Here is a 22,609-nt window from a genome sequence, read left to right on the forward strand (position 1 = left end):
GAGGACGCGTTCACGTTCACCGTCTCCGACGGCACCGCGGTGTCCGAGCCGGCCACGGTGACCGTCAGCGTCGTCGAGGAGCCCAGTCCGACGCCGACGCCCACCGAGACGATCACGCCGTCGCCGTCGCCGAGCGAGACCGGTGAACCGCTGCCCGACACCGGCTCCGGTGCGGGCTTGGCGCTGGCGTCGGCGTTGCTGTTGGCGATTGGCTGGCTGGCGTTTCTGCTGCGGGGTCGCCGTACTACGGCCTGACCCCCTCGGCCGCGTTGGCCGGTCGTTGGGGCGTTGGTTCCCCGTCCCCCTGCTGCCCGATTGTCTTGGCCGCGTGCGCGCGCCTCAAGCGGACTATGGAGGCGCTTCGCGCCGGCGATGACCGCTTGACCCGCGCGCCCGCGGCAAAGAACGGGCAGCTATCAGGGGGACGGGGGAAGAGCGGCGACGGCTGCCCGGGGCGTTGGCCCCGTTACGGTGTGGCGTTGGTGTCGTTGAGCGTCCACGTGGTGAGATTTCACCGTGGTTGGCGGGCCATCACGAGGATTACCCCAGCGTCAACACGCGTACAGGCATGGTGAAGCTCGCGAAATCCTCGTGATGTAGGCGATCGCCGATGATCATCGCCGTCCACAGGCCGACAAAGCACGCGAAACGGGCACGGCAAGCGCGAGGCGTGCCCAGATCCTCCCCGTCCCCCTGATAGCTGCCCGTTCTTGGCCGCGAACCCGCGGGTCAAGTCCGCCCCTCGTCGCGAAGCGACTCCATGGCGGACTTGAGGCGCGGGTTCGCGGCAAGAGAATGGGGCAGCAGGGGGACGGGGAGCCTGGCCGACCTCGCTGGAAACCGATTACAGGTGTGTCGGCGGCAGTTGGTACCGTACAAAGCCGGGCACCCCACGGATTTCGCGCGAGCGGTCGATCACGCCTGCGCTCTGTCCGGGGACGGGCATGAGCGCAGAGAGCGAGTGACGTGAGGGACGAGCGGCAGGCCACCCTGCGCGAGGGGCTCCGGATCCTCGTCCGGGCCTTGCGCGACGAACCGGTCATCCTGGGCATCGCGGTCGCCGGCAGTGCGGTGTATGGGTTCGCGACGGTGGCGGCGGCCGAGGTCATCGGGCGGGTCACCGACCGCGTCGTGGTGCCGGCGTTCCGCGACGGCGAGACCACCACGGGCGCGCTGGCGCTGGCGGCGTTGGCCATCATGGTGACCGCGCTGGTCAAGGCCGGCGGCATCGTGGTGCGCCGGTACTTCGCCGGGCTCGGCCAGTATCGCCTCAACGCCCGCTACCGGCGCCAGGTGAGCCGTCAGTACCTCAAGTTGCCGCTGTCCTGGCACCACCGGCACTCCACCGGCAAGCTGCTGTCCAACGCCAACGCCGACGTCGAGGCGTCGTTCTGGCCCATCGCGCCGCTGCCGTTCGCGCTCGGCGTCGTCGTCATGCTGGTGTTCGCGCTGGTGTCGATGTTCCTCGCCGACCCCCTGCTGGCGCTCGTCGGTGCGCTGGTGTTCCCGGCCATCCTGCTGCTGAACTTCGTCTACCAGCGCCGGCTGTCGCCACTGGCCACCCGTGCCCAGGCGTTACGCGCCGAGCTGTCCGGCGTCGCGCACGAGTCGTTCGACGGCGCCATGGTGGTCAAGGCGCTGGGCCGCGAGGCCGCCGAGACCGCCCGGTTCGCCAAGGTCGCCGGCCAGCTGCGCGACGCCAACTCCGCCGTCGGGCGCGTCCGCGGCGCGTTCGACCCCATGCTCGAGGCGCTGCCCAACCTCGGCGTGCTCGCCGTGCTCATCATCGGTTCCGCGCGGGTCGCCGACGGGTCGCTCGCGGCCGGCACGCTGGTCCAGGTCGCCTACCTGCTCACCATCACCGCGTTCCCGATCCGCGCCATCGGTTTCGTGCTCGGCGAGCTGCCGCGGGCCACCGTCGGCTGGCGGCGGGTCCAGGCGGTGCTCGACGCCACCGGCGCGCTGCCGCACGGCACGAGCAGCCTCGACGGCGACGGCGCCGCCGCCCACCTGGGCATCCGCGACGTCAGCTACGCCTACGTCGAGGGCACGCCGGTGCTCGACGGCGTCCACCTCGACGTCGAGCCCGGCCGCACGGTCGCCGTCGTCGGATCCACGGGGTCGGGCAAGTCGACGCTGGCCAGCCTGCTGGTCCGGCTGGTCGACCCGGTCAGCGGCGCGGTGCTGCTCGACGGCACCGACCTGCGCCAGCTCGAGCCCGGCGCGGTCGCCGGCGCGGTGTCGCTGGTGTTCCAGCAGCCGTTCATCTTCGAGGACACCGTCCGCGACAACGTCACCCTCGGCCTCCCGGTGCCCGACGACGACGTCTGGGCGGCGCTGCGGCTGGCCCAGGGCGACCGCTTCGTGCACGACCTCGACGGCGAGCTCGACGCCCGCATCGGCGAGCGCGGCGCCACGCTCTCCGGCGGGCAGCGGCAGCGGCTGGCGCTGGCCCGCGCACTGGTCCGCAAGCCGCGGCTGCTCGTCCTCGACGACGCCACCAGCGCGGTCGACCCCGAGGTCGAGCGGCGCATCCTGGCCGGCCTGCGCGACGCCGCGCTGCGGTCCACCGTCGTCGTGGTCGCCTACCGGCGGGCCACCATCGCGCTGGCCGACGAGGTCGTCTACGTCGAGGACGGCCGGGTGTCCGCCCGCGGCACCCACGCCGAGCTGCTGACCACCTCGCCCGGCTACCGCGACCTCATCACCGCCTACGAACGCGACGCCGCCGAGCGGGCCATGGCCGGCACCGACGAGGAGAACCGGCCATGAGCGCTGTAGCCGGCCAGAGTTCCCGCCTGGGCGAGGTCCGCTCCGGCTCCGCCTGGGCGACGTTCCGGCGCGGGCTGGCGCTGTCGCCCGAGATCACCCAGGGCCTGACGGTGACGCTGCTGCTCGCGCTGGTCGCCACCGCCGGGCGGGTCGTGGTGCCCATCGCCGTCCAGCAGACCATCGACGACGGCCTCAACGCGCCCGGCGGCGCCGACCTCGGCTACGTCCGCTGGATGGTGGGGCTGGCCGGCGCCGGCATCGTGGTCACCGTCGTCGCGGCGTACTTCATGAACCGGCGCATCTTCCGGGCCAGCGAGGCCGGCCTCGCCACGCTGCGGACCAAGGCGTTCCGGCACGTGCACGACCTGTCGGTGCTGACCCAGGACACCGAGCGGCGCGGCTCGCTGGTCTCCCGCGTCACCAGCGACGTCGACACCATCTCCCAGTTCGTCCAGTGGGGCGGGCTGATCATGCTGGTCAGCATCGGCCAGCTGATCATCGCGACGGTCGTCATGGCGGTGTACTCCTGGCAGCTGACGCTGCTGGTCTGGGTCTGCTTCCTGCCGCTGTTCCTGGCGCTGCGGACGTTCCAGCGCATGCTGTCGGCGGCGTACATGGTGGTGCGCGAGCGGGTCGGCGGCATGCTCGGCGCCATCTCCGAGTCCGTCGTCGGCGCCCAGGCCGTCCGGGCGTACGCCATCGAGGCCCGCACGCAGCAGCGCATCGACGACGCCGTCGAATCGCACCGCGTCGCCGCCAGCCGGGCGCAGCGGCTCGCGGCGACGGCGTTCTCCACCGGCGAGGTGGTCGCCGGCCTGGCCAACGCCGCCATCGTCGTGGCCGGCGTGCTGCTGGGCGTGGCCGGCGACATCACGCTCGGCCGCATGCTGGCGTTCCTCTTCCTCGTCACGCTGTTCGTGGCCCCGGTGCAGGTCGGCACCGAGGTGCTGAGCGAGGCGCAGAACGCCATCGCCGGGTGGCGGCGCGTCCTCGGCATCCTCGACACCCCGGCCGACGTCGCCGATCCGGGTGAGGACGGCGTCCGCCTGCCCCGCGGCCCCATCGACGTCCGCTTCGAGCGCGTGTCCTACGCCTACCCGAACGGGCCGACGGTGCTGAAGGAGGTCGACGTCGCGATTCCCCGGCACACCCGGGTCGCGGTGGTCGGCGAAACCGGCTCGGGCAAGACGACGTTCGCCAAGCTGCTCACCCGGCTGATGGATCCCGTGCACGGGCGGGTCCTGGTCGACGGCACCGACCTGCGCGAGGTGCGGTTCGCGTCGCTGCGCGAGCGGGTGGTCATGGTGCCGCAGGAGGGGTTCCTGTTCGACGACACCCTGGCGGCCAACCTGCGCTACGGCAAGCCCGAGGCCACCGACGAGGAGCTGCTGCTGGCGGTCACCGAGCTGGGGCTGGGCGAGTGGCTGGACTCCCTGCCGTACGGGCTGGAGACGCCGGTCGGGCAGCGGGGCGAGTCGTTGTCGGCGGGCGAGCGGCAGCTGGTGGCGCTGGCCCGGGCCTACCTCGCCGACCCCGACCTGCTGGTCCTCGACGAGGCCACGAGTGCCGTCGACCCCGCGACTGAGGTGCGGCTGGCGCGGGCGCTCGAGGGCATCTCCCGCGGCCGGACGTCGGTGACCATCGCCCATCGGCTGTCCACCGCCGAGGCCGCCGACGAGGTGTTCGTGTTCGATCGCGGCCGGCTCGTCGAGGCCGGGCCGCACGCGGAGCTGGTCGAGAAGGGCGGCGTCTACGCCGCCCTGCACGCGGCCTGGATCAGCCAGTCACGCTGATCCAGGCCACGGCCGGACCTCAGCGGTTGGCGCCCTCGAGGGTGCCGCTCACCGGGCCGGAGGGGTCGAGCACGGTGCAGACGAGCTCGCGGTCGCCCTGCGCCCAGGACTCCTCGGTCGGCTCCAGCCACTGGATCTGCAGGACCGACTCCTCGTACGGCATACCGACGAACGTCTCGAACTCGCCGACGCAGTCGGTCGTGACCTGCTCCTCGAACGCCTCGGAGCCGGGGAAGTCGCCGTCGGGCACCTCGAAGACCGCGAACACCTCCTGGTCGTGCTCCTCCTCGCACGGGATGACGGTCAGCTCGCTGACCTGCTCCTCGGCGTTGAAGTTGCTGATGCAGTCGCCCAGGCCGACGTCGAAGACGTCCTGGGTCTCGCCCTCGGGCGCCTCGGACTCCTCCTCGGCCGGGGTCTCCTCCTCGGCGGGGGTCTCCTCGGCCGGGGTCTCCTCCGAGGCGGTCTCCTCGGTGGTGGCGGTCGAGTCGCCGCCGGCGTTGTCGTCAGACGAGTCGTCGCCACACGCGCTCAGGCTGAGCGCCGCGACGGCGGCCAGCGCCGTGACAGCAGTACGAATCGTGATCCGCACGATCATTGTCTCCTTGTGGTTGAACACGCCGATGACACGGCGTCTTGCGGCCGCCGCCCGCTCGGACGGACGACGGAGTCCATGGGGGTGGTCACCGGTCTCAGCGGTTCGCGCCCTGCAGCGAACCCGTCACGGGGCCGGCTGGGTCGTTGACGAGGCAGACCAGCTCGCGGTCGCCCTGCTCCCACGACTCGGCGGTGGGCTGCAGCCAGGTGAAGTCGAGCGCGGACTCGGCGTAGGGGAGCCCGACGTAGGCCTCGAACTCGGCGGTGCAGACCTCCTCGGCCTGCGCGCGGAGGTCGTCGTCGCTGGGCAGCTCGCCGTCGGGGATCTGCGCGGTGGCGTAGATCTCCTGGGCGTGCTCTTGGTCGCACGGGACGACGGACACGTCGGTGACCTGCTCGGAGTCGCCGAAGTCGCCGAGGCAGTCGCCGACCCGCACCTGGAACACGTCGGCGGCGGCGGACTCGGTGACGTTGCCCGAGGCGTCGCGCCGGGGCTCGTCGCCGTCGTCCGAGCAGGCGGCCGGCAGCAGGACCGCGGCCACAGCGGCCGACGCCGCCGCGGCGACGCGGAACGTGCGTGCCACGAGAATGCTCCTTCGTCACGAGTCGGTGCCGAGTCGTACCCAACCACGGCACCTTAGTTGGTCATCGCGTCGTCCACGATGCGATACCGGAGATCCGGCCGCGTGTCGTCCGCCGCGAGCGCGTCGGCGACAATGGGGGGATGCCCGGTCTCGACCCCACCGTAGCCGCCCGGCTCAAGCTCACCCCCGACGGCCTGCTGCCCGCGGTCGTCCAGCAGCACGACACCGGTGAGGTGCTCATGCTCGCGTGGATGAACGCCGAGGCGCTGCACCGCACGCTCACCACCGGCCGGGCCACCTACTGGAGCCGCAGCCGCGGCGACTACTGGGTGAAGGGCGAGACGTCGGGCAACCGGCAGTGGGTGCGCGAGGTGCGCCTCGACTGCGACGGCGACACCCTGCTGCTCAAGGTCGACCAGGAGGGCCCGGCCTGCCACACCGGCACCCGCACCTGCTTCGACGACGGCCTGCTCGACTCCGTCGCCGGGACGGCCGCATGAGCGCCATCGAGCCCGCACCGGACCTCGAGACGTTCCGGGTGCTGGCCAAGGAGCACCGCGTCATCCCGGTCGTCCGGCGGCTGCTGGCCGACGGCGAGACGCCCGTCGGGGTCTACCGCAAGCTGGCCGCCGACCGGCCCGGCACGTTCCTCCTGGAGTCCGCCGAGCACGGCGGCGTGTGGTCGCGCTACTCCTTCGTCGGCGCGCGGTCGGCCGCGGTGCTCAGCGAGCGCGACGGCGAGGCCGTCTGGCACGGCACGCCGCCCGTCGGGCTGCCGTCCGGCGGCGACCCGTGGGAGGCGCTGCGCGGCACGCTGCGGGCGCTGAAGAGCCGGCGGCTGCCCGGGCTGCCGCCGCTCACCGGCGGGCTGGTCGGCTTCGTCTCCTACGACGCCGTGCGGCGGCTCGAGCGGCTGCCCGAGACGACCACCGACGACCTCCACCTGCCCGACCTCGCCTTCCTGCTGGCCACCGACGTCGCCGTCCTCGACCACGACGACGGCACGATCCTCCTGGTCGCCAACGCCGTCAACTGGGACGACAGCGACGAGCGCGTCGACCAGGCGTGGGCCGACGCCGTCGAGCGGCTGGACCGCATGACCGCCGAGCTGGCGCGGCCGACGCCGTCGTCGGTGGCGTCCTACGACCCCGCCACGCCGCCGCGGCACGACAGCCGCACCGAGAAGGCCGACTTCCTCGCCGCGGTCGAGCGGGCCAAGGAGGAGATCCGGGCCGGCGAGGCGTTCCAGATCGTGCTCTCGCAGCGCTTCCAGACCCCCACCACGGCCGACCCGCTGGACGTCTACCGGGTGCTGCGCCGCGACAACCCGAGTCCCTACATGTACCTCGTCCGGCTGCCCGGACCGAGCGGCGACGGCGACGGCGCCTACTCCGTCGTCGGGTCCAGCCCCGAGGCGCTGGTCAAGGTCAACGGCGACCGCGTCATGACCCACCCGATCGCCGGCACCCGGTGGCGCGGCGAGACGCCCGAGGCCGACGCCGCGCTGGCCGACGAGCTGCTCGCCGACCCCAAGGAGCGCGCCGAGCACCTCATGCTGGTCGACCTGTCCCGCAACGACCTCGGGCGGGTCTGCGCGCCGGGCACCGTCGAGGTGGTCGACTTCATGACGGTGCGCCGCTACAGCCACGTCATGCACATCGAGTCGACGGTGATCGGGCGGCTGCGCGACGACCAGGAGGCGCTCGACGTCCTGGCCGCCTGCTTCCCGGCCGGCACGCTGTCCGGCGCGCCGAAGGTGCGGGCCATGGAGATCATCGACGACCTCGAGCCGGTCCGCCGCGGCGTCTACGGCGGCGTCGTCGGCTACCTCGACTTCGCCGGCGACCTCGACGTCGCCATCGCCATCCGCACCGCGCTGATCCGCGACGGCGTCGGCTACGTCCAGGCCGGCGCCGGCATCGTCGCCGACTCCGACCCCGAGGCCGAGTGGACCGAGTCGCGGAACAAGGCCGCGGCGGCGCTGCGGGCCATCGCCGTCGCCGAGACGATGCGGCCGGTGGAATGACCCCGCGGTCCCGCCGCGAGTACGTCGGCGCGCTGCTCCTGCTGGCCGCCGGCGGCGTGCTCGGGCTGGTGGCGGCGTCGCGGCCGTGGGGGAGCGGCGAGCAGTCGTCGTCACTCTCCGTGACCCCGACGACGGTGTCCGGGTCCGACCTGCTGCCGCTCGCCCCGGCTGTCGCGCTGGTGGCGCTGGCGGCCGTCGTCGCGGTCCCGGCGGTCCGGCGGCTCGGCCGGCGCATCGTCGGTGGCGTTCTCGCCTTGCTGGGCCTCGTGCAGGCCCTGATGGCCGCGCTGGCACTGGCCGACCTCGCGGGGCGGGTGTCGGACTGGCTGACCACCGGCCCCGAGGCCGCCGGCCCCGTCGAGGCGATCTCCACCTCGCCCGCGTGGCCGGTCGCCGTCGTCGTGGCCGGCCTGCTGGTGGCGATGGCCGGCGTGCTGATCGCCGTACGCGGCCCGTCCTGGCCGGCCATGGGCACCCGCTACGAGCGGTCCGGCGGCCGCGCCCCGCGCCGCCCCGCCGGCAAGCCGGCCGACGGCAACCGCGCCACCTGGGACGCCCTCGACCGCGGCGACGACCCGACGACCTGACCCCGGCCCGGTCGCCGGGCGCCCGCCTGCCCGCCGACCCTCCGCCGCCCCCGGACGAGTGGGCGGGGCGAGAACGGAGGTCGGGCGACGGGGTGCGGCGGTCATCGGGCACAATGAGCGTAAGGACGCCACGACGACAGGAGACGTGACACACGATGGCGCACAACGAGCACGGCCACACCCCGGCCGCCTGGACCACGGTCATCCTGATCCTGGCCGGCTTCGTGGTCGGCGCCATCGCGGTCATCCTGCTCAACTGGCCACTGTTCTGGATCGGCGGCGTCGGCCTGGTCGTGGTCGGCGGCATCGTCGGCAAGATCATGCAGATGATGGGCCTCGGGCAGCGCGACACCCAGCGCGACGCGCAGGCCGGTCCCCGTCAGCCCGCCTCCGCGACGGGCGAGGACAGCATCGGGTAGGCCATGCCACGCGCCGGCAGGACGACGTCGGACCGGGCCCGCGCGGGCCCGCCGGTCGTCTCCGTCGCCGGAGTGACGCTCGACGTCGACCACCGCCGGGTGGCGACGCCGGAAGGGCGCGAGGTCGCGCTGACGCCGTTGCAGGCCGCGCTGCTCGCTCACCTCATGCACCGGCCCGGCCGGGTCTGCACGCGCGAGGAGCTCATGTGCCAGGCGCTGGGCTACCCGGTGCCGGTCGGCAGCCGCACCGTCGACGTGCACGTCGCGACGCTGCGGGGCAAGCTCGACGGCGCGCTGACGATCCGCTCGGTGCGCGGCGTCGGCTATGCCCTCGACCCCGTCCCGGAGGTGTGAAGCACATGGCCGTCGAGCACCCTTCACCGGGGGTACGTCGAGACCACTCATCACTCGCCGTTACTCTGGACCAGCCGGGTCGACCGATCCGGTGGGGCGGCACCGGCGAGGGGCGGAGATGAGCGTTCTCGAAGAGATCATCGACGGGGTGCGCGCCGACCTGGCCGAACGAGAGAACCAGTGCCCTCTCGACCAGCTGAAGGAGATGGCGGCCAAGCAGCCGCCGGCCCGTGATCCGCTGCCGTTGCTCCGTTCGCCGGGTGTGTCGGTCATCGCAGAGGTGAAACGGTCGAGCCCGTCGCGTGGTTCCCTCGCCGAGATCGCCGACCCCGCCGCCCTCGCCGTCGACTACGAGTCCGGCGGCGCCGCGGCCATCAGCGTGCTCACCGAGCGGCGCCGGTTCGGCGGCACGCTGGAAGACCTCAAGACGGTCCGGGCCGCGGTCGACGCGCCGGTGCTGCGCAAGGACTTCATCGTCACCAGCTACCAGCTGTGGGAGGCGCGGGCCTACGGCGCCGACCTCGCGCTGCTCATCGTCGCCGCGCTCGAGCAGATCGCGCTGGTGAGCCTCATCGAGCGGGCCGAGTCCATCGGGCTGACGCCGCTGGTCGAGGCGCACACCGCCGAGGAGGTGGCCCGGGCGGCCGACGCCGGGGCGAAGCTCATCGGCATCAACGCCCGCGACCTCAAGACCCTCGACGTCGACACCACGACGTTCGAGCGGCTGGCGCCGAAGGTCCCGGACGGCATCGTGAAGATCGCCGAGTCCGGCGTGAAGTCCCCGCGCGACGTCATCGACCTCGCCCGGGCCGGCGCCGACGCCGTCCTCGTCGGCGAGACCCTGGTCACCGGCAAGGACCCCAGGGCCGCCGTCGCCGACCTCGTCGCCGCCGGAGCCCATCCCGCGCTCAACCGGGGCAGCCGCCAGGGCTGAGGCCACCTGCTTGCTGCGCTGGTTCGCCTCAGCGCAGGTCACGTCGACGGAGTGACACCGTTGGCTCGACGGGGCTTCTACCGTTGGCCGTCCCCTGCTGCCCTATTTTCTTGGCCCCGGATCCGCGCCTCAAGTCCGGCGCCCCTGCTGGTCATTGTGGGTTTGTGGTCGGGGCTCTGGACTTGACCCGCGGCTCCGGGGCCAAGAACGGGCAGCTATCAGGGGGACGGGGGGGTCTGAGCACGCCGCACGGTCGGTCTGCCGCGTCGGCGCTCGTCACGTGTCCGGTTTGCGGCGTTTGCTGGGTCATGGACGCTCATGATCATCAATGATCGGGTACACCACTACGATTACCCGACCTTCACCATGCCTGCATTCGTGGTGATGGTCGGGTAATCCTCGTGTCGGCTCCCGGATCACCGGCAGGTCCCACATCGTGGACCCAGCGACACCAACGCCACACCGAACGGCCCGACAGCCCACCGCGAGCGGGCCAGCGAGCCCGAACCACCCGACAACACGACGCACGGCCAACGTTCGCAGCCCATCGAGCCGACTGCAGCACAACTGCTACGAACGCCGCATCGGCCGTCCCGGCGTCAAGTGGTTCGGCGAAACCGGAGGCGATTGGGGCCGCGGCCGCTCGCTGCGATACCGTCGCTGGACAGCCATCCCTGCCACGCAACGAGGAGCTACTCGGGTGGACACCAGGCCCGATTCCGGGCACGTCCTTTCCGCCGACCGGCCCGGCCGGTTCGGCCCGTACGGCGGCCGCTACGTCCCTGAGGCGCTGATCGCGGCGCTCGACGAGCTGGACCGCGAGTACACCGCGGCCCGTCAGGACCCCGCCTTCACCGCTGAGCTCGACCACCTGCTTACCACCTACACGGGCCGGCCGACGCCCGTCACGGAGGCGGCCCGGTTCGGCGCCGAGGCGGCCGGGGGCGCGCGCGTCCTGCTCAAGCGCGAGGACCTCAACCACACCGGCTCGCACAAGATCAACAACGTGCTGGGCCAGGCGCTGCTCACCAAGCGCATCGGCAAGCCGCGGGTCATCGCCGAGACCGGCGCGGGCCAGCACGGCGTCGCCACCGCCACCGCGGCCGCGCTGATGGGCCTGGAGTGCGTCATCTACATGGGCGAGGAGGACACCCGCCGGCAGGCGCTCAACGTCGCCCGCATGCGGCTGCTCGGCGCCACCGTCGTCCCGGTGACGACCGGCTCGCGCACGCTCAAGGACGCCATCAACGAGGCCCTGCGCGACTGGGTCACCAACGTCGAGACGACGAACTACGTGTTCGGCACGGTCGCCGGGCCGCACCCGTTCCCGACGCTGGTGCGCGACCTCCAGCGCGTCATCGGCGTCGAGGCGCGCCAGCAGGTGCTCGACCTCACCGGCCGGCTGCCCGACGCCGTGGCGGCCTGCGTCGGCGGCGGGTCCAACGCCATCGGCATCTTCCACGCGTTCGTCGACGACGCCGACGTCGCCCTGTACGGCTTCGAGGCCGGCGGCGACGGCGTCGCCACCGGGCGGCACGCGGCGACGATCACCGCCGGCTCGCCCGGGGTGCTGCACGGCGCGCGGTCGTACCTGCTGCAGGACGAGATGGGGCAGACCATCGAGTCGCACTCGATCTCCGCCGGGCTCGACTACCCCGGCGTCGGGCCGGAGCACGCCTGGCTGAAGGACACCGGCCGGGCCACGTACGAGCCGGTCGACGACGCCGACGCCATGGAGGCGTTCCGGCTGCTCTGCCGCACGGAGGGGATCATCCCGGCCATCGAGAGCTCGCACGCGCTGGCCGGCGCCCGGCGCCTGGGCGAGCGGCTCGGGCCCGATGCGACGATCCTGGTGAACCTGTCCGGGCGCGGCGACAAGGACGTCGACACCGCCGCCAAGTGGTTCGGCCTCATGAGCGAGTCCGGGGAGGTTCAGGCGTGACGACCTCGGTGGCGTTCGAGAAGGCGCGGGCCGAGGGCCGCGCCGCCCTGGTCGGCTACCTGCCGGCCGGCTATCCCAGCGTCGACGGCTCCATCGCGGCGCTGCGGGCCATGATCGACGCCGGCGTCGACATCGTCGAGGTCGGGCTGCCCTACAGCGACCCGCTCATCGACGGGCCGGTCATCCAGACCGCGGTCGACGCCGCTCTGCGGGCCGGCACCACGACGACCGACGTGCTGCGCGTCGTCGAGGCCGTGGCCGCCACCGGCGCGCCCGCCGTCGTCATGTCGTACTGGAACCCGCTGGACCGCTACGGCGCGCAGGCCTTCGCCCGCGACCTCGCGGCGGCCGGCGGGTCCGGCGTCATCACGCCCGACCTCACGCCCGACGCCGACGACTCCTGGATCCCGGCGGCGCGCGAGCACGGCCTCGACACCGTCTTCCTGGTCGCGCCGTCCTCCACCGACGAGCGCATCGCCATGACGACGGCGGCCTGCCGCGGCTTCGTCTACGCGACCTCCGTCATGGGCGTCACCGGAACCCGCGAGCAGGTCGGCGACGCCGCTGCCGGGCTGGTGGGCCGCACCCGCGCGACGACGGACCTGCCGGTCGCCGTCGGACTGGGCGTCTCCAACGCCACCCAGGCCGCCGAGATCGCCGCGTTCGCCGACGGCGTCGTCGTCGGGTCCGCGTTCGTCCGCCGGCTGCTCGACGCCGCCGACCCCGCCGCCGGGGTCGCGTCCGTCGCCGAGCTGGCCGCCGACCTCGCCGGGGGAGTACGGAAGCGCTGATGGCCAGCAAGCGAGAGCAGGCTCGCATCCGGGCGGAGGCGCTGCGCAAGGAGGCGGAGGCCCGGGCGCTGGCCGAGCGGCGGCGAGAGCGGTTCCTGCGGGCCGGCATCTCCGTCGGCATCCTGGTCGTCGTCGCGGTCATCGCGATTGTGCTGGTCAACCGGGCGACTGACGATCCCCAGGGCACAGGCGCCATCCCGTCGGGCACCGTCGAGGGCGGCACCGGTGTGGCGGTGGGCGAGGCGGACGCGCCGGTGACCATCGACTACTGGTTCGACTTCCAGTGCCCGTTCTGCGGCCAGTTCGAGGCCGAGAACGGGCCGGTGCTGGAGGAACTGGTCGCCGACGGCACCGCCCAGGTGGTCTACCACCCGGCGGCCTTCCTCGGCGAGGAGTCCGACCGCGCCAGCAATGCGTTCGGCTGCGCCATCGACGCCGGCCGGCCGGTCGAGTACCTCACCGAGCTGTTCGCGAACCAGCCCGAGGAGCGCTCCGGCGGCTACACGACGGACGACCTGCTGGCGGCCGGTGAGGCGGCCGGCCTCGACGACGCCGTCTTCGAGTCGTGCGTCCGCGAGGGCACCTACGCCGACTGGGGCCGGCACGTCCTCGACGCCTTCCGCGACGAGGGCCTCGAGGCGACCCCGGCGGTGCTGCTGAACGGCGAGCCGCTCGACGATCCGGCCGCGATGAGCGCCGACGAGTTCCGGTCGGCGGTCGACGCCGCCGTGACGACATCGTGATCCTCGGGCCCGGAACTCACGTCATGGTCAATGAAGTTGTACCCTCGTCAATCCCCGTGAACTCACTCGTGTCGAAGGAAGCCCATCGATGAGCAGCAAGAAGGCCGAGGCCCGCGAGCGCATCAAGGCGATGCGCGAGGAGCAGGCGCGCCAGGAGAAGCGGCGCGAGCGCATGATGCGCTACGGCGTGGCCGTGGCCATCGTGGCGGCGGTCGCGATCATCGCGGTCGCCGTCGCGGCCAGCCGCGGTGGCAGCGACGGGCCGATGCAGGTGCCCGACGCCGTGGGGTCCGGCAACGGCCAGGTCATCGAGGGCGACGGCGGCGGCATCCTCGTCGGTGAGGCCGACGCGCCGGTGACCATCGACTACTGGATGGACTTCCTCTGCCCGCACTGCGCCGACTTCGAGGCCGCGAACGGCGCCGCCATCCAGCAGCTCGTCGACTCCGGCCAGGCGAACATCGTCTACCACCCGCTCGACTTCACCGGCGCCGTCTACTCGCGGCGGGCCAACAACGCCTTCGCGTGCGCCGCGCAGGAGGGCCAGGCGATCGAGTTCAAGAGCGCCGCGTTCGCCGCGGCCGGCACCCAGTGGTCCACCAGCTCGCTGGTCGACCTCGGCGAGCAGGCCGGCATCGGCGGCGACTACGAGGGCTGCGTCCGCGACGACGAGTTCGAGGACTGGGCGGCCGCGGTGCCGCAGACGGCGCGCGACCACCAGGTGGAGGGCACGCCGACGGTGTTCGTCAACGGCGAGCTGCTCGACTCCACCCAGTGGACCCCCGAGGGCATCAACGCCGCCGTCGAGACCGTCGCCGCCGGTGGCAGCCTCGCCACCCCGGCGCCCGACGCCACCGGCACGGCCCCGGCGACCACCCCGCCGGCCACGCCGCCCGCGGGCGAGACGCCGAACCCGTCCGCCACCCAGTGACGTGCGGCACACCGCGATGACGTACCGCGCCGACCCGTCCGGTACGGTTCGCCTGTGATCGCGACGCCGGCCGTGGTGCCCACCTCCATCCCCAGCCCGAGCAGCGGCTCCTGGGAGATCGGCAGCTTCGACCTGAGGGCGTACGCCCTGTGCATCATGGCCGGCATCGTGGTGGCGATCTGGCTCACCAACCGGCGCTGGCTCGCCCGTGGCGGCGAGCCCGGCGTCGTCGCCGACATCGCGGTGTGGGCGGTGCCGTTCGGCATCATCGGCGGCCGCCTCTACCACGTCATCACCGACAACCAGCTCTACTTCCGCGAGGGCCGCGATCCCTGGCAGGCGCTGCGCATCTGGGAAGGCGGCCTGGGCATCTGGGGCGCCATCGCCATGGGTGCCCTGGGCGTCTGGATCGCCTGCCGCCGCCGCGGCGTCCCGTTCGCCGCGATGGCCGACGCCGCGGCGCCGGGCATCCTGCTGGCGCAGGCCCTCGGCCGGTGGGGCAACTGGTTCAACCAGGAGCTGTTCGGCCGCCCCACCGATCTGCCGTGGGGCCTCGAGATCGACCCCGTGCACCGGCCCGACGGCTACGCCGACGTCGCGACCTTCCATCCGACGTTCCTGTACGAGTCGCTGTGGGCCGTGGCGCTGGCGCTTCTGCTGCTGTGGGCCGACAAGCGGTACACCATCGGCCACGGCCGGCTGTTCGCCCTGTACGTGGCCGGCTACACGCTGGGCCGGGGCTTCTGGGAGTACCTGCGCATCGATCCCGCCAACGAGGTGTTCGGCGTCCGGGTCAACCTCTGGGTGACCGGGCTGATCTTCGTGGCGGCCATGGGGTACTTCTTCTGGTCGCTCAAGCGCCACCCCGGCCGCGAGGACCCCGAGACGCTGCGCGGCTTCTACGACCAGCCCGACCCGTTCGACGACAAGGGCAAGGCCGAGGACGACGCGCCCCTCACCCTCCCCGACGACGAGCCGGAGGACGGCGAGAAGGAACCGGCCGACGCCAAGCCGGCGGCGGGGGAGAAGCCCTCGGAGGCGAAGCCGTCGGAGCAGAAGCCGGCCGACGGGGACAAGCCGGCCGACGCGGAGAAGGCCGACGACGAGAAGCCGGCCGAGCCGGCAACCGCTGCGGCCACCGCCAAGAAGGCTTCCGCGACGACCACGGCGGCCGCGGCGACGGCCGCCGGGACGTCGACCGCGAGCACGGCGGCGACGAAGGCGACCACGGCGAAGAAGACGACGACCGCCAAGAAGGCTCCGGCCGCCAAGAAGACGGCGGCCAAAACCACCGCGGCGACGAAGAGCACCGCCGCCGCGAAGAAGGCGCCTGCGGAGAAGCCCGCCGACACCGCCCCGGCCGAGACGGCGGCCGAGAAGGCGCCGGCCGCCAAGAAGACGGCGACCAAGAAGGCGACGGCTGCGACCAAGACCGCGGCGGCCACGAGCGCCGCCAAGAAGGCGCCGGCGAAGAAGGCGCCCGCGAAGAAGGCGCCCGCGACGCAGGCGCCCGACGCGTCGGCGGAGACTCCGTCGGCCGAGTCGACCGGCACGCCCGCCTCCGGCAGCTGACGCGGCGGCCGTCGGTCCACGTCGTGGTCATGGCGTGGGCCGGACTCGCCGCGTTGGCCTGCACCGCCGGCCGCTCCGGCCCCGAGATGATCACGTTCACTACGAAAACTCGTGTCGTACTACGCCTGCAATCGTGTCGACGGTCGAGGAACCCTCGTGATGTCTCCCGTACCGCCACCCACTCCCGTGATCATCGGCAATCGCTGGCGTTATGGCACCAGTGATCGCCGCTGATCCCGAAGGAGGCGCAAAGGAAGCGCCGTGTTACGTCACGAAACGGCCACGAACCGCCCTCGCCACGCCGGTGGTGGCGCCCTTCACAACTGCGTGGACGTCAACGTACTTGTGCGGTCGTACAGTCCACTGACCTGACGATCTGCGGCAACGACCGGTCATCGGTGGAGAATCCGATGATCAACAGCGGGTTCGCGGCCGTGCTAGTCACCCCCGTCGCCGATATCATGGAGAGACGCGACAACACATGACGGCCGAAGTGTTGTAATCTCCACGAAACTTCACGCACGGGCCATCGCCGTCCCTGCACCCGCCGCCAGTCTGACGACGACGGGAGTGCCATGCGCCTCACGCCTCACCCCCAGGGTCTCTACGACCCGCGGTTCGAGCACGACGCCTGCGGCGTGGCCTTCGTGGCCACGCTCGACGGCGTGGCCAGTCGCGCAATCATCGATCGCGGGCTGACCGCCCTGAGCAATCTCGACCACCGGGGCGCCTCGGGCGCCGAGCCTGACTCCGGCGACGGTGCCGGCATCCTCATGCAGGTCCCCGATGGGTTCTGCCGCGCGGTCGCCGGCGTCGAGCTGCCGGCCGCCGGGCACTACGCCACGGGGCTGGCCTTCATCCCCGACGACGACGCGCAGGACGCCGAGATCGTCGAGGCCACCGCGCGCGTCGCCGCCGAGGAGGGCCTGACGGTGCTCGCTTGGCGCGACGTGCCGACGACGCCCGAGCTGCTGGGCAAGACGGCGCGGTCGACGCTGCCGCGCATCCGCCAGCTGTTCGTGGCCGACGCCGACGACGCGCGCACCAGCGGCATCGATCTCGACCGCAAGGCGTTCGCCCTGCGCAAGCGGCTCGAGCGCACCACCGGCGCGTACTTCCCGAGCCTGTCGTCGCGCACGCTGGTCTACAAGGGCATGCTGACGACCGGCCAGCTCGAGCCGTTCTTCCCCGACCTCTCCGACGAGCGCCTGGCCAGCGCCATCGCCGTCGTGCACTCGCGGTTCTCCACGAACACGTTCCCCAGCTGGCCGCTGGCGCACCCGTACCGCTTCGTCGCGCACAACGGCGAGATCAACACCGTCCAGGGCAACCGCAACTGGATGCGGGCCCGCGAGTCGCAGCTGGCCAGCGAGGTCATCGGCGGCGACCTGTCCCGGCTGTACCCGGTGGTCGCGCCCGATGGCAGCGACTCCGCCAGCTTCGACGAGGTGCTCGAGCTGCTGCACCTGGGCGGGCGCAGCCTGCCGCACGCGGTGCGCATGATGATCCCCGAGGCGTGGGAGAACCACCAGGGCATCTCGAAGGCGCGGCGCGACTTCTTCGAGTTCCACAGCACCATCATGGAGCCGTGGGACGGACCGGCGGCGGTCGTCTTCACCGACGGCAGCCTGGTCGGCGCCGTGCTCGACCGCAACGGCCTGCGCCCGGGGCGCTACTGGATCACCGACGACGGCCTGGTCGTGCTCGCGTCCGAGGCCGGCGTCCTCGACCTCGACCCCGCGACGGTGGTGCGCAAGGGCCGCCTCGAGCCGGGCCGCATGTTCCTCGTCGACGTCGCCGGCCACAAGGTGATGGACGACGACGAGGTCATGGACAAGCTGGCCGCGGCCGAGCCGTACGGCGAGTGGCTGCACGCCGGCCTGATCCGCCTCGGCGACCTCCCCGAGCGCGAGCACGTCGTGCACACCCACGCCAGCGTCACCCGCCGCCAGCAGACCTTCGGCTACACCGAAGAGGAGCTGCGGCTGCTGCTCGCGCCGATGGCCAAGACCGGCGCCGAGCCGATCGGATCGATGGGCACCGATACCCCCGTCGCCACGCTCTCCGACCGGCCGCGGCTGCTGTTCGACTACTTCTCCCAGCTGTTCGCGCAGGTCACGAATCCGCCGCTGGACGCCATCCGGGAAGAGCTGGTCACGTCGCTGGCGGGCACCATCGGCCCCGAGGGCAACCTGCTCGAGCCTGGCCCGGCGTCGTGCCGCCAGCTCGTGCTGCCGTTCCCGGTCATCGACAACGATCAACTCGCCAAGATCATCCACGTCAACCGCGACGGCAACCTGCCGGGCTACGCCACCCACGTCATCCGCGGGCTGTACGACGTCGCCGGCGGGGGAGCGGAGCTGGGCCGGCGCCTCGCCGAGATCTGCACCGAGGCGTCGAAGGCCATCGAGTCCGGCGCGCGCATCATCGTGCTGTCCGACCGCCACTCCGACACCACGCTGGCGCCGATCCCGTCGCTGCTGCTCACGTCGGCGGTGCACCACCACCTCATCCGCGAGAAGAGCCGCACCAAGGTCGGCCTGGTCGTCGAGGCCGGCGACGTGCGCGAGGTGCACCACGTCGCGCTGCTCATCGGCTACGGCGCCGGCGCGGTCAACCCGTACCTCGCCATGGAGAGCGTCGAGGACCTCGTCCGCCAGGGCACGCTGCTCCCGGGCGTGAGCCCCGAGAAGGCGGTCGCCAACCTCATCAAGGCGCTCGGCAAGGGCGTCCTCAAGGTCATGAGCAAGATGGGCGTCTCGACGGTCGCGTCGTACACCGGCGCGCAGATCTTCGAGGCGCTGGGACTGTCGGCCGAGGTCGTCGACCGGTACTTCACCGGCACGACGTCGCGCCTCGGCGGCATCGGCCTCGACGGCATCGCCGAAGAGGTGCGCCGCCGGCACGCCCGCGCCTACCCGCGCGGCGGCAGCGCCACCCGGCACCGCAAGCTCGAGGTCGGCGGCGAGTACCAGTGGCGGCGCGAGGGTGAGCCGCACCTGTTCGACCCCGAGACGGTGTTCCGGCTGCAGCACTCCACCCGCGCCGGCCGCTACGACGTGTTCAAGCAGTACACCCGGCAGGTCGACGAGCAGTCGAAGCGGCTCATGACGTTGCGCGGCCTGTTCACGCTCAAGACCGGCGAGCGCCCGCCGGTGCCGATCGACGAGGTCGAGAGCGTCGACAGCATCGTCAAGCGGTTCTCCACCGGCGCCATGTCGTACGGCTCCATCAGCAAGGAGGCGCATGAGACCCTCGCCATCGCGATGAACCGCCTCGGCGGCAAGTCGAACACCGGCGAGGGCGGCGAGGACACCGACCGCCTGTACGACCCCGAGCGGCGCAGCGCCATCAAGCAGGTCGCCAGCGGCCGGTTCGGCGTGACGTCGGACTACCTGAGCAACGCCGACGACATCCAGATCAAGATGGCGCAGGGCGCGAAGCCCGGCGAGGGCGGCCAGCTCCCCGGCCACAAGGTGTACCCGTGGGTGGCGCGCACCCGGCACTCCACGCCGGGTGTCGGCCTCATCTCGCCGCCGCCGCACCACGACATCTACTCGATCGAGGACCTCAAGCAGCTCATCCACGACCTCAAGAACGCCAACCCGGCCGCCCGCATCCACGTGAAGCTGGTCGCCGAGGTCGGCGTCGGCACGGTCGCCGCGGGCGTCTCGAAGGCGCACGCCGACGTCGTGCTGATCTCCGGTCACGACGGCGGCACCGGCGCCGCGCCGCTGACCAGCCTCAAGCACGCCGGCGGACCGTGGGAGCTGGGCCTGGCCGAGACGCAGCAGACGCTGCTGCTCAACGGCCTGCGCGACCGCATCGTCGTTCAGACCGACGGCCAGCTCAAGACCGGCCGCGACGTCATCGTCGCCGCGCTGCTGGGCGCCGAGGAGTACGGGTTCGCGACGGCGCCGCTGGTGGTGTCCGGCTGCATCATGATGCGGGTCTGCCACCTCGACACCTGCCCCGTCGGCGTCGCGACGCAGAACCCCGAGCTGCGCAAGAAGTTCACCGGGCGGCCGGAGTTCGTCGTCAACTTCTTCCAGTACATCGCCGAAGAGGTGCGCGAGTACCTCGCCCAGCTGGGCTTCCGCAGCCTCGACGAGGTCATCGGCCGCGCCGACCTGCTCGACACCACCGCGGCCGTCGACCACTGGAAGGCCGCAGGGCTCGACCTCTCGCCGATCCTGCACGTGCCCGAGCTGCCCGACGGCGCCGCCCGGCGCCAGGTGGTGAGCCAGGACCACGGGCTGGAGAAGGCGCTGGACAACCAGCTCATCGCGCTGGCCACCGACGCCCTGGAGCACGGCGAGCGGGTGCAGATCAAGCTCGAGGTGCGCAACGTCAACCGCACGGTCGGCACCATGCTCGGCCACGAGGTCACCAAGCGCACCGGCGGCGCCGGCCTGCCCGACGACACCATCGACGTCACGTTCACCGGCTCGGCCGGGCAGTCGTTCGGCGCGTTCCTGCCGGCCGGCGTCACGCTGCGGCTGGAGGGTGACGTCAACGACTACCTCGCCAAGGGGCTCTCGGGCGGCCGGGTGATCGTGCGGCCCGACCGCAACGCGCCGTTCCCCGCGGAGGAGAACATCATCGCCGGCAACGTCGCCGCCTACGGCGCCACCGGCGGCGAGCTGTTCGTCCGCGGCCTCGTGGGCGAGCGGTTCTGCGTGCGCAACTCCGGCGTCACGGCCGTCGTCGAGGGCGTCGGCGACCACGCCTGCGAGTACATGACCGGCGGCACCGTCGTCGTGCTCGGCCGCACCGGCCGCAACATCGCCGCCGGCATGTCCGGCGGCACGGCGTTCGTCCTCGACCTCGACCCCAGCCTCGTGAACCCCGAGATGGTCGAGATCGAGACGCCCGACGCCGGCGAGCTGGCCCGGCTGCACGGCATCATCTCGAAGTACCACGAGGAGACCGGCTCGGCCGTCGCCGAGGCGCTGCTGGCCGACTGGACGGCCGCGATGGCCCGGTTCTCGCTCATCATGCCCACTGACTACAAGCGAGTGCTCGCCGCCAAGGCCGCCGCCGAGCGCGATGGACGCGATGTGGACGTCGCGATCATGGAGGCGGCGCATGGCTGACCCACGAGGTTTCCTGAAGACCCCGCGCAAGGGCGCGACGCCGCGCCCGGTCGAGGAGCGGCTGCGCGACTGGAACGAGGTCTACCCCGCACCGGGCATCGGCCGCACCCTGCTGCCGATCATCGTCGAGCAGGCCGGGCGCTGCATGGACTGCGGCATCCCGTTCTGCCACCACGGCTGCCCGCTGGGCAACCTCATCCCGGAGTGGAACGACCTCGTCTGGCGCGACGACTGGAAGGTGGCCGCCGAGCGGCTGCACGCCACGAACAACTTCCCGGAGTTCACCGGGCGGCTGTGCCCGGCGCCGTGCGAGGCGGCCTGTGTGGTGGCCATCGCCGACGACGCCGTCACCATCAAGAACGTCGAGGTCTCCATCATCGACAAGGCGTTCGACGAGGGCTGGGTGGCGCCGCTGCCGCCGGAGCGGCTGACCGACCGGACGGTGGCCGTCATCGGCTCCGGCCCGGCCGGCCTGGCCGTCGCCCAGCAGCTGACCCGTGCCGGGCACACCGTCGCCGTCTACGAGCGCGCCGACCGCGCCGGCGGGCTGCTGCGCTACGGCATCCCCGAGTTCAAGATGGAGAAGCGGCACCTCGACCGCCGGCTGGACCAGATGCGCGCCGAGGGCACCATCTTCCGCACCGGCGTCGAGGTCGGCGTCGCCGTCACCGGCAAGGAGCTGCGGGCCCGCTACGACGCCGTCGTGCTGGCCGTGGGCGCCACCGACTGGCGCGACCTCCCGATCCCGGGCCGCGAGCTCGACGGCGTCCACCAGGCCATGGAGTACCTCCCGCAGGCCAACCGCACCGCACTCGGCGAGGCCGTCCCCGGCCAGATCACCGCCGAGGGCAAGCACGTCGTCATCATCGGCGGCGGCGACACCGGCGCCGACTGCCTGGGCACGGCCCACCGGCAGGGCGCGGCGTCGGTCACCCAGCTGGAGATCATGCCCGAGCCGCCCAGCACCCGGCACCCGTCCACGCCGTGGCCGACGTACCCGCTCATGCTGCGCACGTCCAGCGCCCACGAGGAGGGCGGCGAGCGCGTCTACGCGGTCTCCACGCAGGAGTTCGTCGGCGACGGCGGCAAGGTGAAGGCGCTGCGGCTGGTCGAGGTCCAGCGGACGCAGACCGGCGGGTTCGAGCCGGTGCCCGGCACCGAGCGTGAGCTGCCGGCCGATCTCGTCCTGCTGGCCATGGGGTTCGTCGGCCCTGAGAAGTCGCCGCTGATCGAGCAGCTGGGCGTCGAGCTCGACGCGCGGGGCAACATCGTGCGCGACGACTCGTTCGAGTCGACCGTCCCCGGCGTGTTCGTGGCCGGCGACGCCGGGCGCGGCCAGTCGCTCATCGTGTGGGCCATCGCCGAGGGCCGGTCGGTCGCGGCGGCGGTCGACCGCAAGCTGACCGGGGTCGACCGACTGCCGTCGCCGGTCTCGCCCACCGACCGTCCGCTCGCGGTTTGAGCCCAG

Annotated in this window: 18 protein-coding genes; 16 read left to right on the forward strand and 2 right to left on the reverse strand. The window is 72.4% G+C overall.

Going from position 1 to position 22,609, the window contains the following annotated elements:
• The 3 genes from DY240_RS05430 to DY240_RS05440 form a co-directional block, all read left to right on the forward strand.
• A partial coding sequence (locus DY240_RS05430; protein ID WP_119658943.1) for an LPXTG cell wall anchor domain-containing protein occupies positions 1–255 on the forward strand: 255 nt, incomplete at its 5' end.
• Positions 256–966: 711 nt separating this feature from the next.
• Positions 967–2,772: an ABC transporter ATP-binding protein gene (locus DY240_RS05435; protein ID WP_119658944.1), complete on the forward strand. Its 1,806-nt coding sequence runs from the start codon at positions 967–969 to the stop codon at positions 2,770–2,772.
• Complete coding sequence (locus tag DY240_RS05440; protein ID WP_119658945.1) at positions 2,769–4,565, forward strand: ABC transporter ATP-binding protein; 1,797 nt, start codon at positions 2,769–2,771, stop codon at positions 4,563–4,565. The genes DY240_RS05435 and DY240_RS05440 overlap by 4 nt, the downstream gene beginning before the upstream one ends.
• A 19-nt stretch (positions 4,566–4,584) precedes the next feature.
• Here DY240_RS05440 and DY240_RS05445 read toward each other — a convergent pair whose 3' ends face one another.
• Positions 4,585–5,157 (reverse strand): septum formation family protein, encoded by a 573-nt coding sequence (locus tag DY240_RS05445; RefSeq protein WP_147375202.1) that lies wholly within the window; start codon positions 5,155–5,157, stop codon positions 4,585–4,587.
• A 100-nt stretch (positions 5,158–5,257) separates the two neighbouring features.
• The gene (locus tag DY240_RS05450) at positions 5,258–5,746 is read right to left on the reverse strand and encodes a septum formation family protein (protein ID WP_158602746.1); all 489 of its coding nucleotides are present in this window, start codon (positions 5,744–5,746) and stop codon (positions 5,258–5,260) included.
• A 140-nt stretch (positions 5,747–5,886) separates the two neighbouring features.
• On the opposite strand from DY240_RS05450, the gene hisI reads away from it, so the two are divergent.
• From hisI to DY240_RS05515, 13 genes are all read left to right on the forward strand, one after another.
• On the forward strand, positions 5,887–6,246 hold the full coding sequence (hisI, locus tag DY240_RS05455) for a phosphoribosyl-AMP cyclohydrolase (RefSeq protein WP_119658948.1): 360 nt from the start codon (positions 5,887–5,889) through the stop codon (positions 6,244–6,246).
• Positions 6,243–7,772: an anthranilate synthase component I gene (locus DY240_RS05460; protein WP_119658949.1), complete on the forward strand. Its 1,530-nt coding sequence runs from the start codon at positions 6,243–6,245 to the stop codon at positions 7,770–7,772. The genes hisI and DY240_RS05460 overlap by 4 nt, the downstream gene beginning before the upstream one ends.
• Entirely contained in the window at positions 7,769–8,359 is a 591-nt protein-coding gene (locus DY240_RS05465; RefSeq protein ID WP_119658950.1) for a TIGR02234 family membrane protein, read from the forward strand. Before DY240_RS05460 ends, DY240_RS05465 begins: the two co-directional genes overlap by 4 nt.
• Positions 8,360–8,514: 155 nt before the next feature.
• On the forward strand, positions 8,515–8,778 hold the full coding sequence (locus DY240_RS05470) for an HGxxPAAW family protein (protein ID WP_119658951.1): 264 nt from the start codon (positions 8,515–8,517) through the stop codon (positions 8,776–8,778).
• A 3-nt stretch (positions 8,779–8,781) separates the two neighbouring features.
• The gene (locus tag DY240_RS05475; RefSeq protein WP_119658952.1) at positions 8,782–9,132 is read left to right on the forward strand and encodes a winged helix-turn-helix domain-containing protein; all 351 of its coding nucleotides are present in this window, start codon (positions 8,782–8,784) and stop codon (positions 9,130–9,132) included.
• Between the two features lie 118 nt (positions 9,133–9,250).
• Complete coding sequence (gene trpC / locus DY240_RS05480; protein ID WP_119658953.1) at positions 9,251–10,066, forward strand: indole-3-glycerol phosphate synthase TrpC; 816 nt, start codon at positions 9,251–9,253, stop codon at positions 10,064–10,066.
• A gap of 700 nt (positions 10,067–10,766) precedes the next feature.
• The gene (trpB, locus tag DY240_RS05485; protein WP_119658954.1) at positions 10,767–12,008 is read left to right on the forward strand and encodes a tryptophan synthase subunit beta; all 1,242 of its coding nucleotides are present in this window, start codon (positions 10,767–10,769) and stop codon (positions 12,006–12,008) included.
• Positions 12,005–12,799 (forward strand): tryptophan synthase subunit alpha, encoded by a 795-nt coding sequence (gene trpA, locus DY240_RS05490; RefSeq protein WP_119658955.1) that lies wholly within the window; start codon positions 12,005–12,007, stop codon positions 12,797–12,799. Before trpB ends, trpA begins: the two co-directional genes overlap by 4 nt.
• Positions 12,799–13,542, forward strand: coding sequence for a DsbA family protein (locus tag DY240_RS05495; protein ID WP_119658956.1), 744 nt, complete (start codon positions 12,799–12,801; stop codon positions 13,540–13,542). The genes trpA and DY240_RS05495 overlap by 1 nt, the downstream gene beginning before the upstream one ends.
• An 88-nt stretch (positions 13,543–13,630) precedes the next feature.
• A complete protein-coding gene (locus DY240_RS05500; protein WP_119658957.1) occupies positions 13,631–14,473 on the forward strand; it encodes a DsbA family protein in 843 nt (280 codons plus the stop codon).
• Between the two features lie 54 nt (positions 14,474–14,527).
• Entirely contained in the window at positions 14,528–16,045 is a 1,518-nt protein-coding gene (lgt, locus tag DY240_RS05505; RefSeq protein ID WP_233552619.1) for a prolipoprotein diacylglyceryl transferase, read from the forward strand.
• A gap of 575 nt (positions 16,046–16,620) precedes the next feature.
• A complete protein-coding gene (gltB, locus tag DY240_RS05510; RefSeq protein ID WP_119658958.1) occupies positions 16,621–21,141 on the forward strand; it encodes a glutamate synthase large subunit in 4,521 nt (1,506 codons plus the stop codon).
• On the forward strand, positions 21,134–22,603 hold the full coding sequence (locus tag DY240_RS05515) for a glutamate synthase subunit beta (RefSeq protein WP_119658959.1): 1,470 nt from the start codon (positions 21,134–21,136) through the stop codon (positions 22,601–22,603). Before gltB ends, DY240_RS05515 begins: the two co-directional genes overlap by 8 nt.
• Positions 22,604–22,609: the final 6 nt, after the last annotated feature.

It is taken from the genome of Jiangella rhizosphaerae (assembly GCF_003579925.1).
GTDB lineage: Bacteria > Actinomycetota > Actinomycetes > Jiangellales > Jiangellaceae > Jiangella > Jiangella rhizosphaerae.

What these genes read in the sequence shown, in the direction of transcription:
- DY240_RS05440 (WP_119658945.1), top strand. Translation starts at nt 2,769, where the DNA reads ATGAGCGCTGTAGCCGGCCAGAGTTCCCGCCTGGGCGAGGTCCGCTCC.
- hisI (WP_119658948.1), top strand. Translation starts at nt 5,887, where the DNA reads ATGCCCGGTCTCGACCCCACCGTAGCCGCCCGGCTCAAGCTCACCCCC.
- DY240_RS05460 (WP_119658949.1), top strand. Translation starts at nt 6,243, where the DNA reads ATGAGCGCCATCGAGCCCGCACCGGACCTCGAGACGTTCCGGGTGCTG.
- DY240_RS05465 (WP_119658950.1), top strand. Translation starts at nt 7,769, where the DNA reads ATGACCCCGCGGTCCCGCCGCGAGTACGTCGGCGCGCTGCTCCTGCTG.
- DY240_RS05470 (WP_119658951.1), top strand. Translation starts at nt 8,515, where the DNA reads ATGGCGCACAACGAGCACGGCCACACCCCGGCCGCCTGGACCACGGTC.
- DY240_RS05475 (WP_119658952.1), top strand. Translation starts at nt 8,782, where the DNA reads ATGCCACGCGCCGGCAGGACGACGTCGGACCGGGCCCGCGCGGGCCCG.
- trpC (WP_119658953.1), top strand. Translation starts at nt 9,251, where the DNA reads ATGAGCGTTCTCGAAGAGATCATCGACGGGGTGCGCGCCGACCTGGCC.
- DY240_RS05495 (WP_119658956.1), top strand. Translation starts at nt 12,799, where the DNA reads ATGGCCAGCAAGCGAGAGCAGGCTCGCATCCGGGCGGAGGCGCTGCGC.
- DY240_RS05500 (WP_119658957.1), top strand. Translation starts at nt 13,631, where the DNA reads ATGAGCAGCAAGAAGGCCGAGGCCCGCGAGCGCATCAAGGCGATGCGC.
- gltB (WP_119658958.1), top strand. Translation starts at nt 16,621, where the DNA reads ATGCGCCTCACGCCTCACCCCCAGGGTCTCTACGACCCGCGGTTCGAG.
- DY240_RS05515 (WP_119658959.1), top strand. Translation starts at nt 21,134, where the DNA reads ATGGCTGACCCACGAGGTTTCCTGAAGACCCCGCGCAAGGGCGCGACG.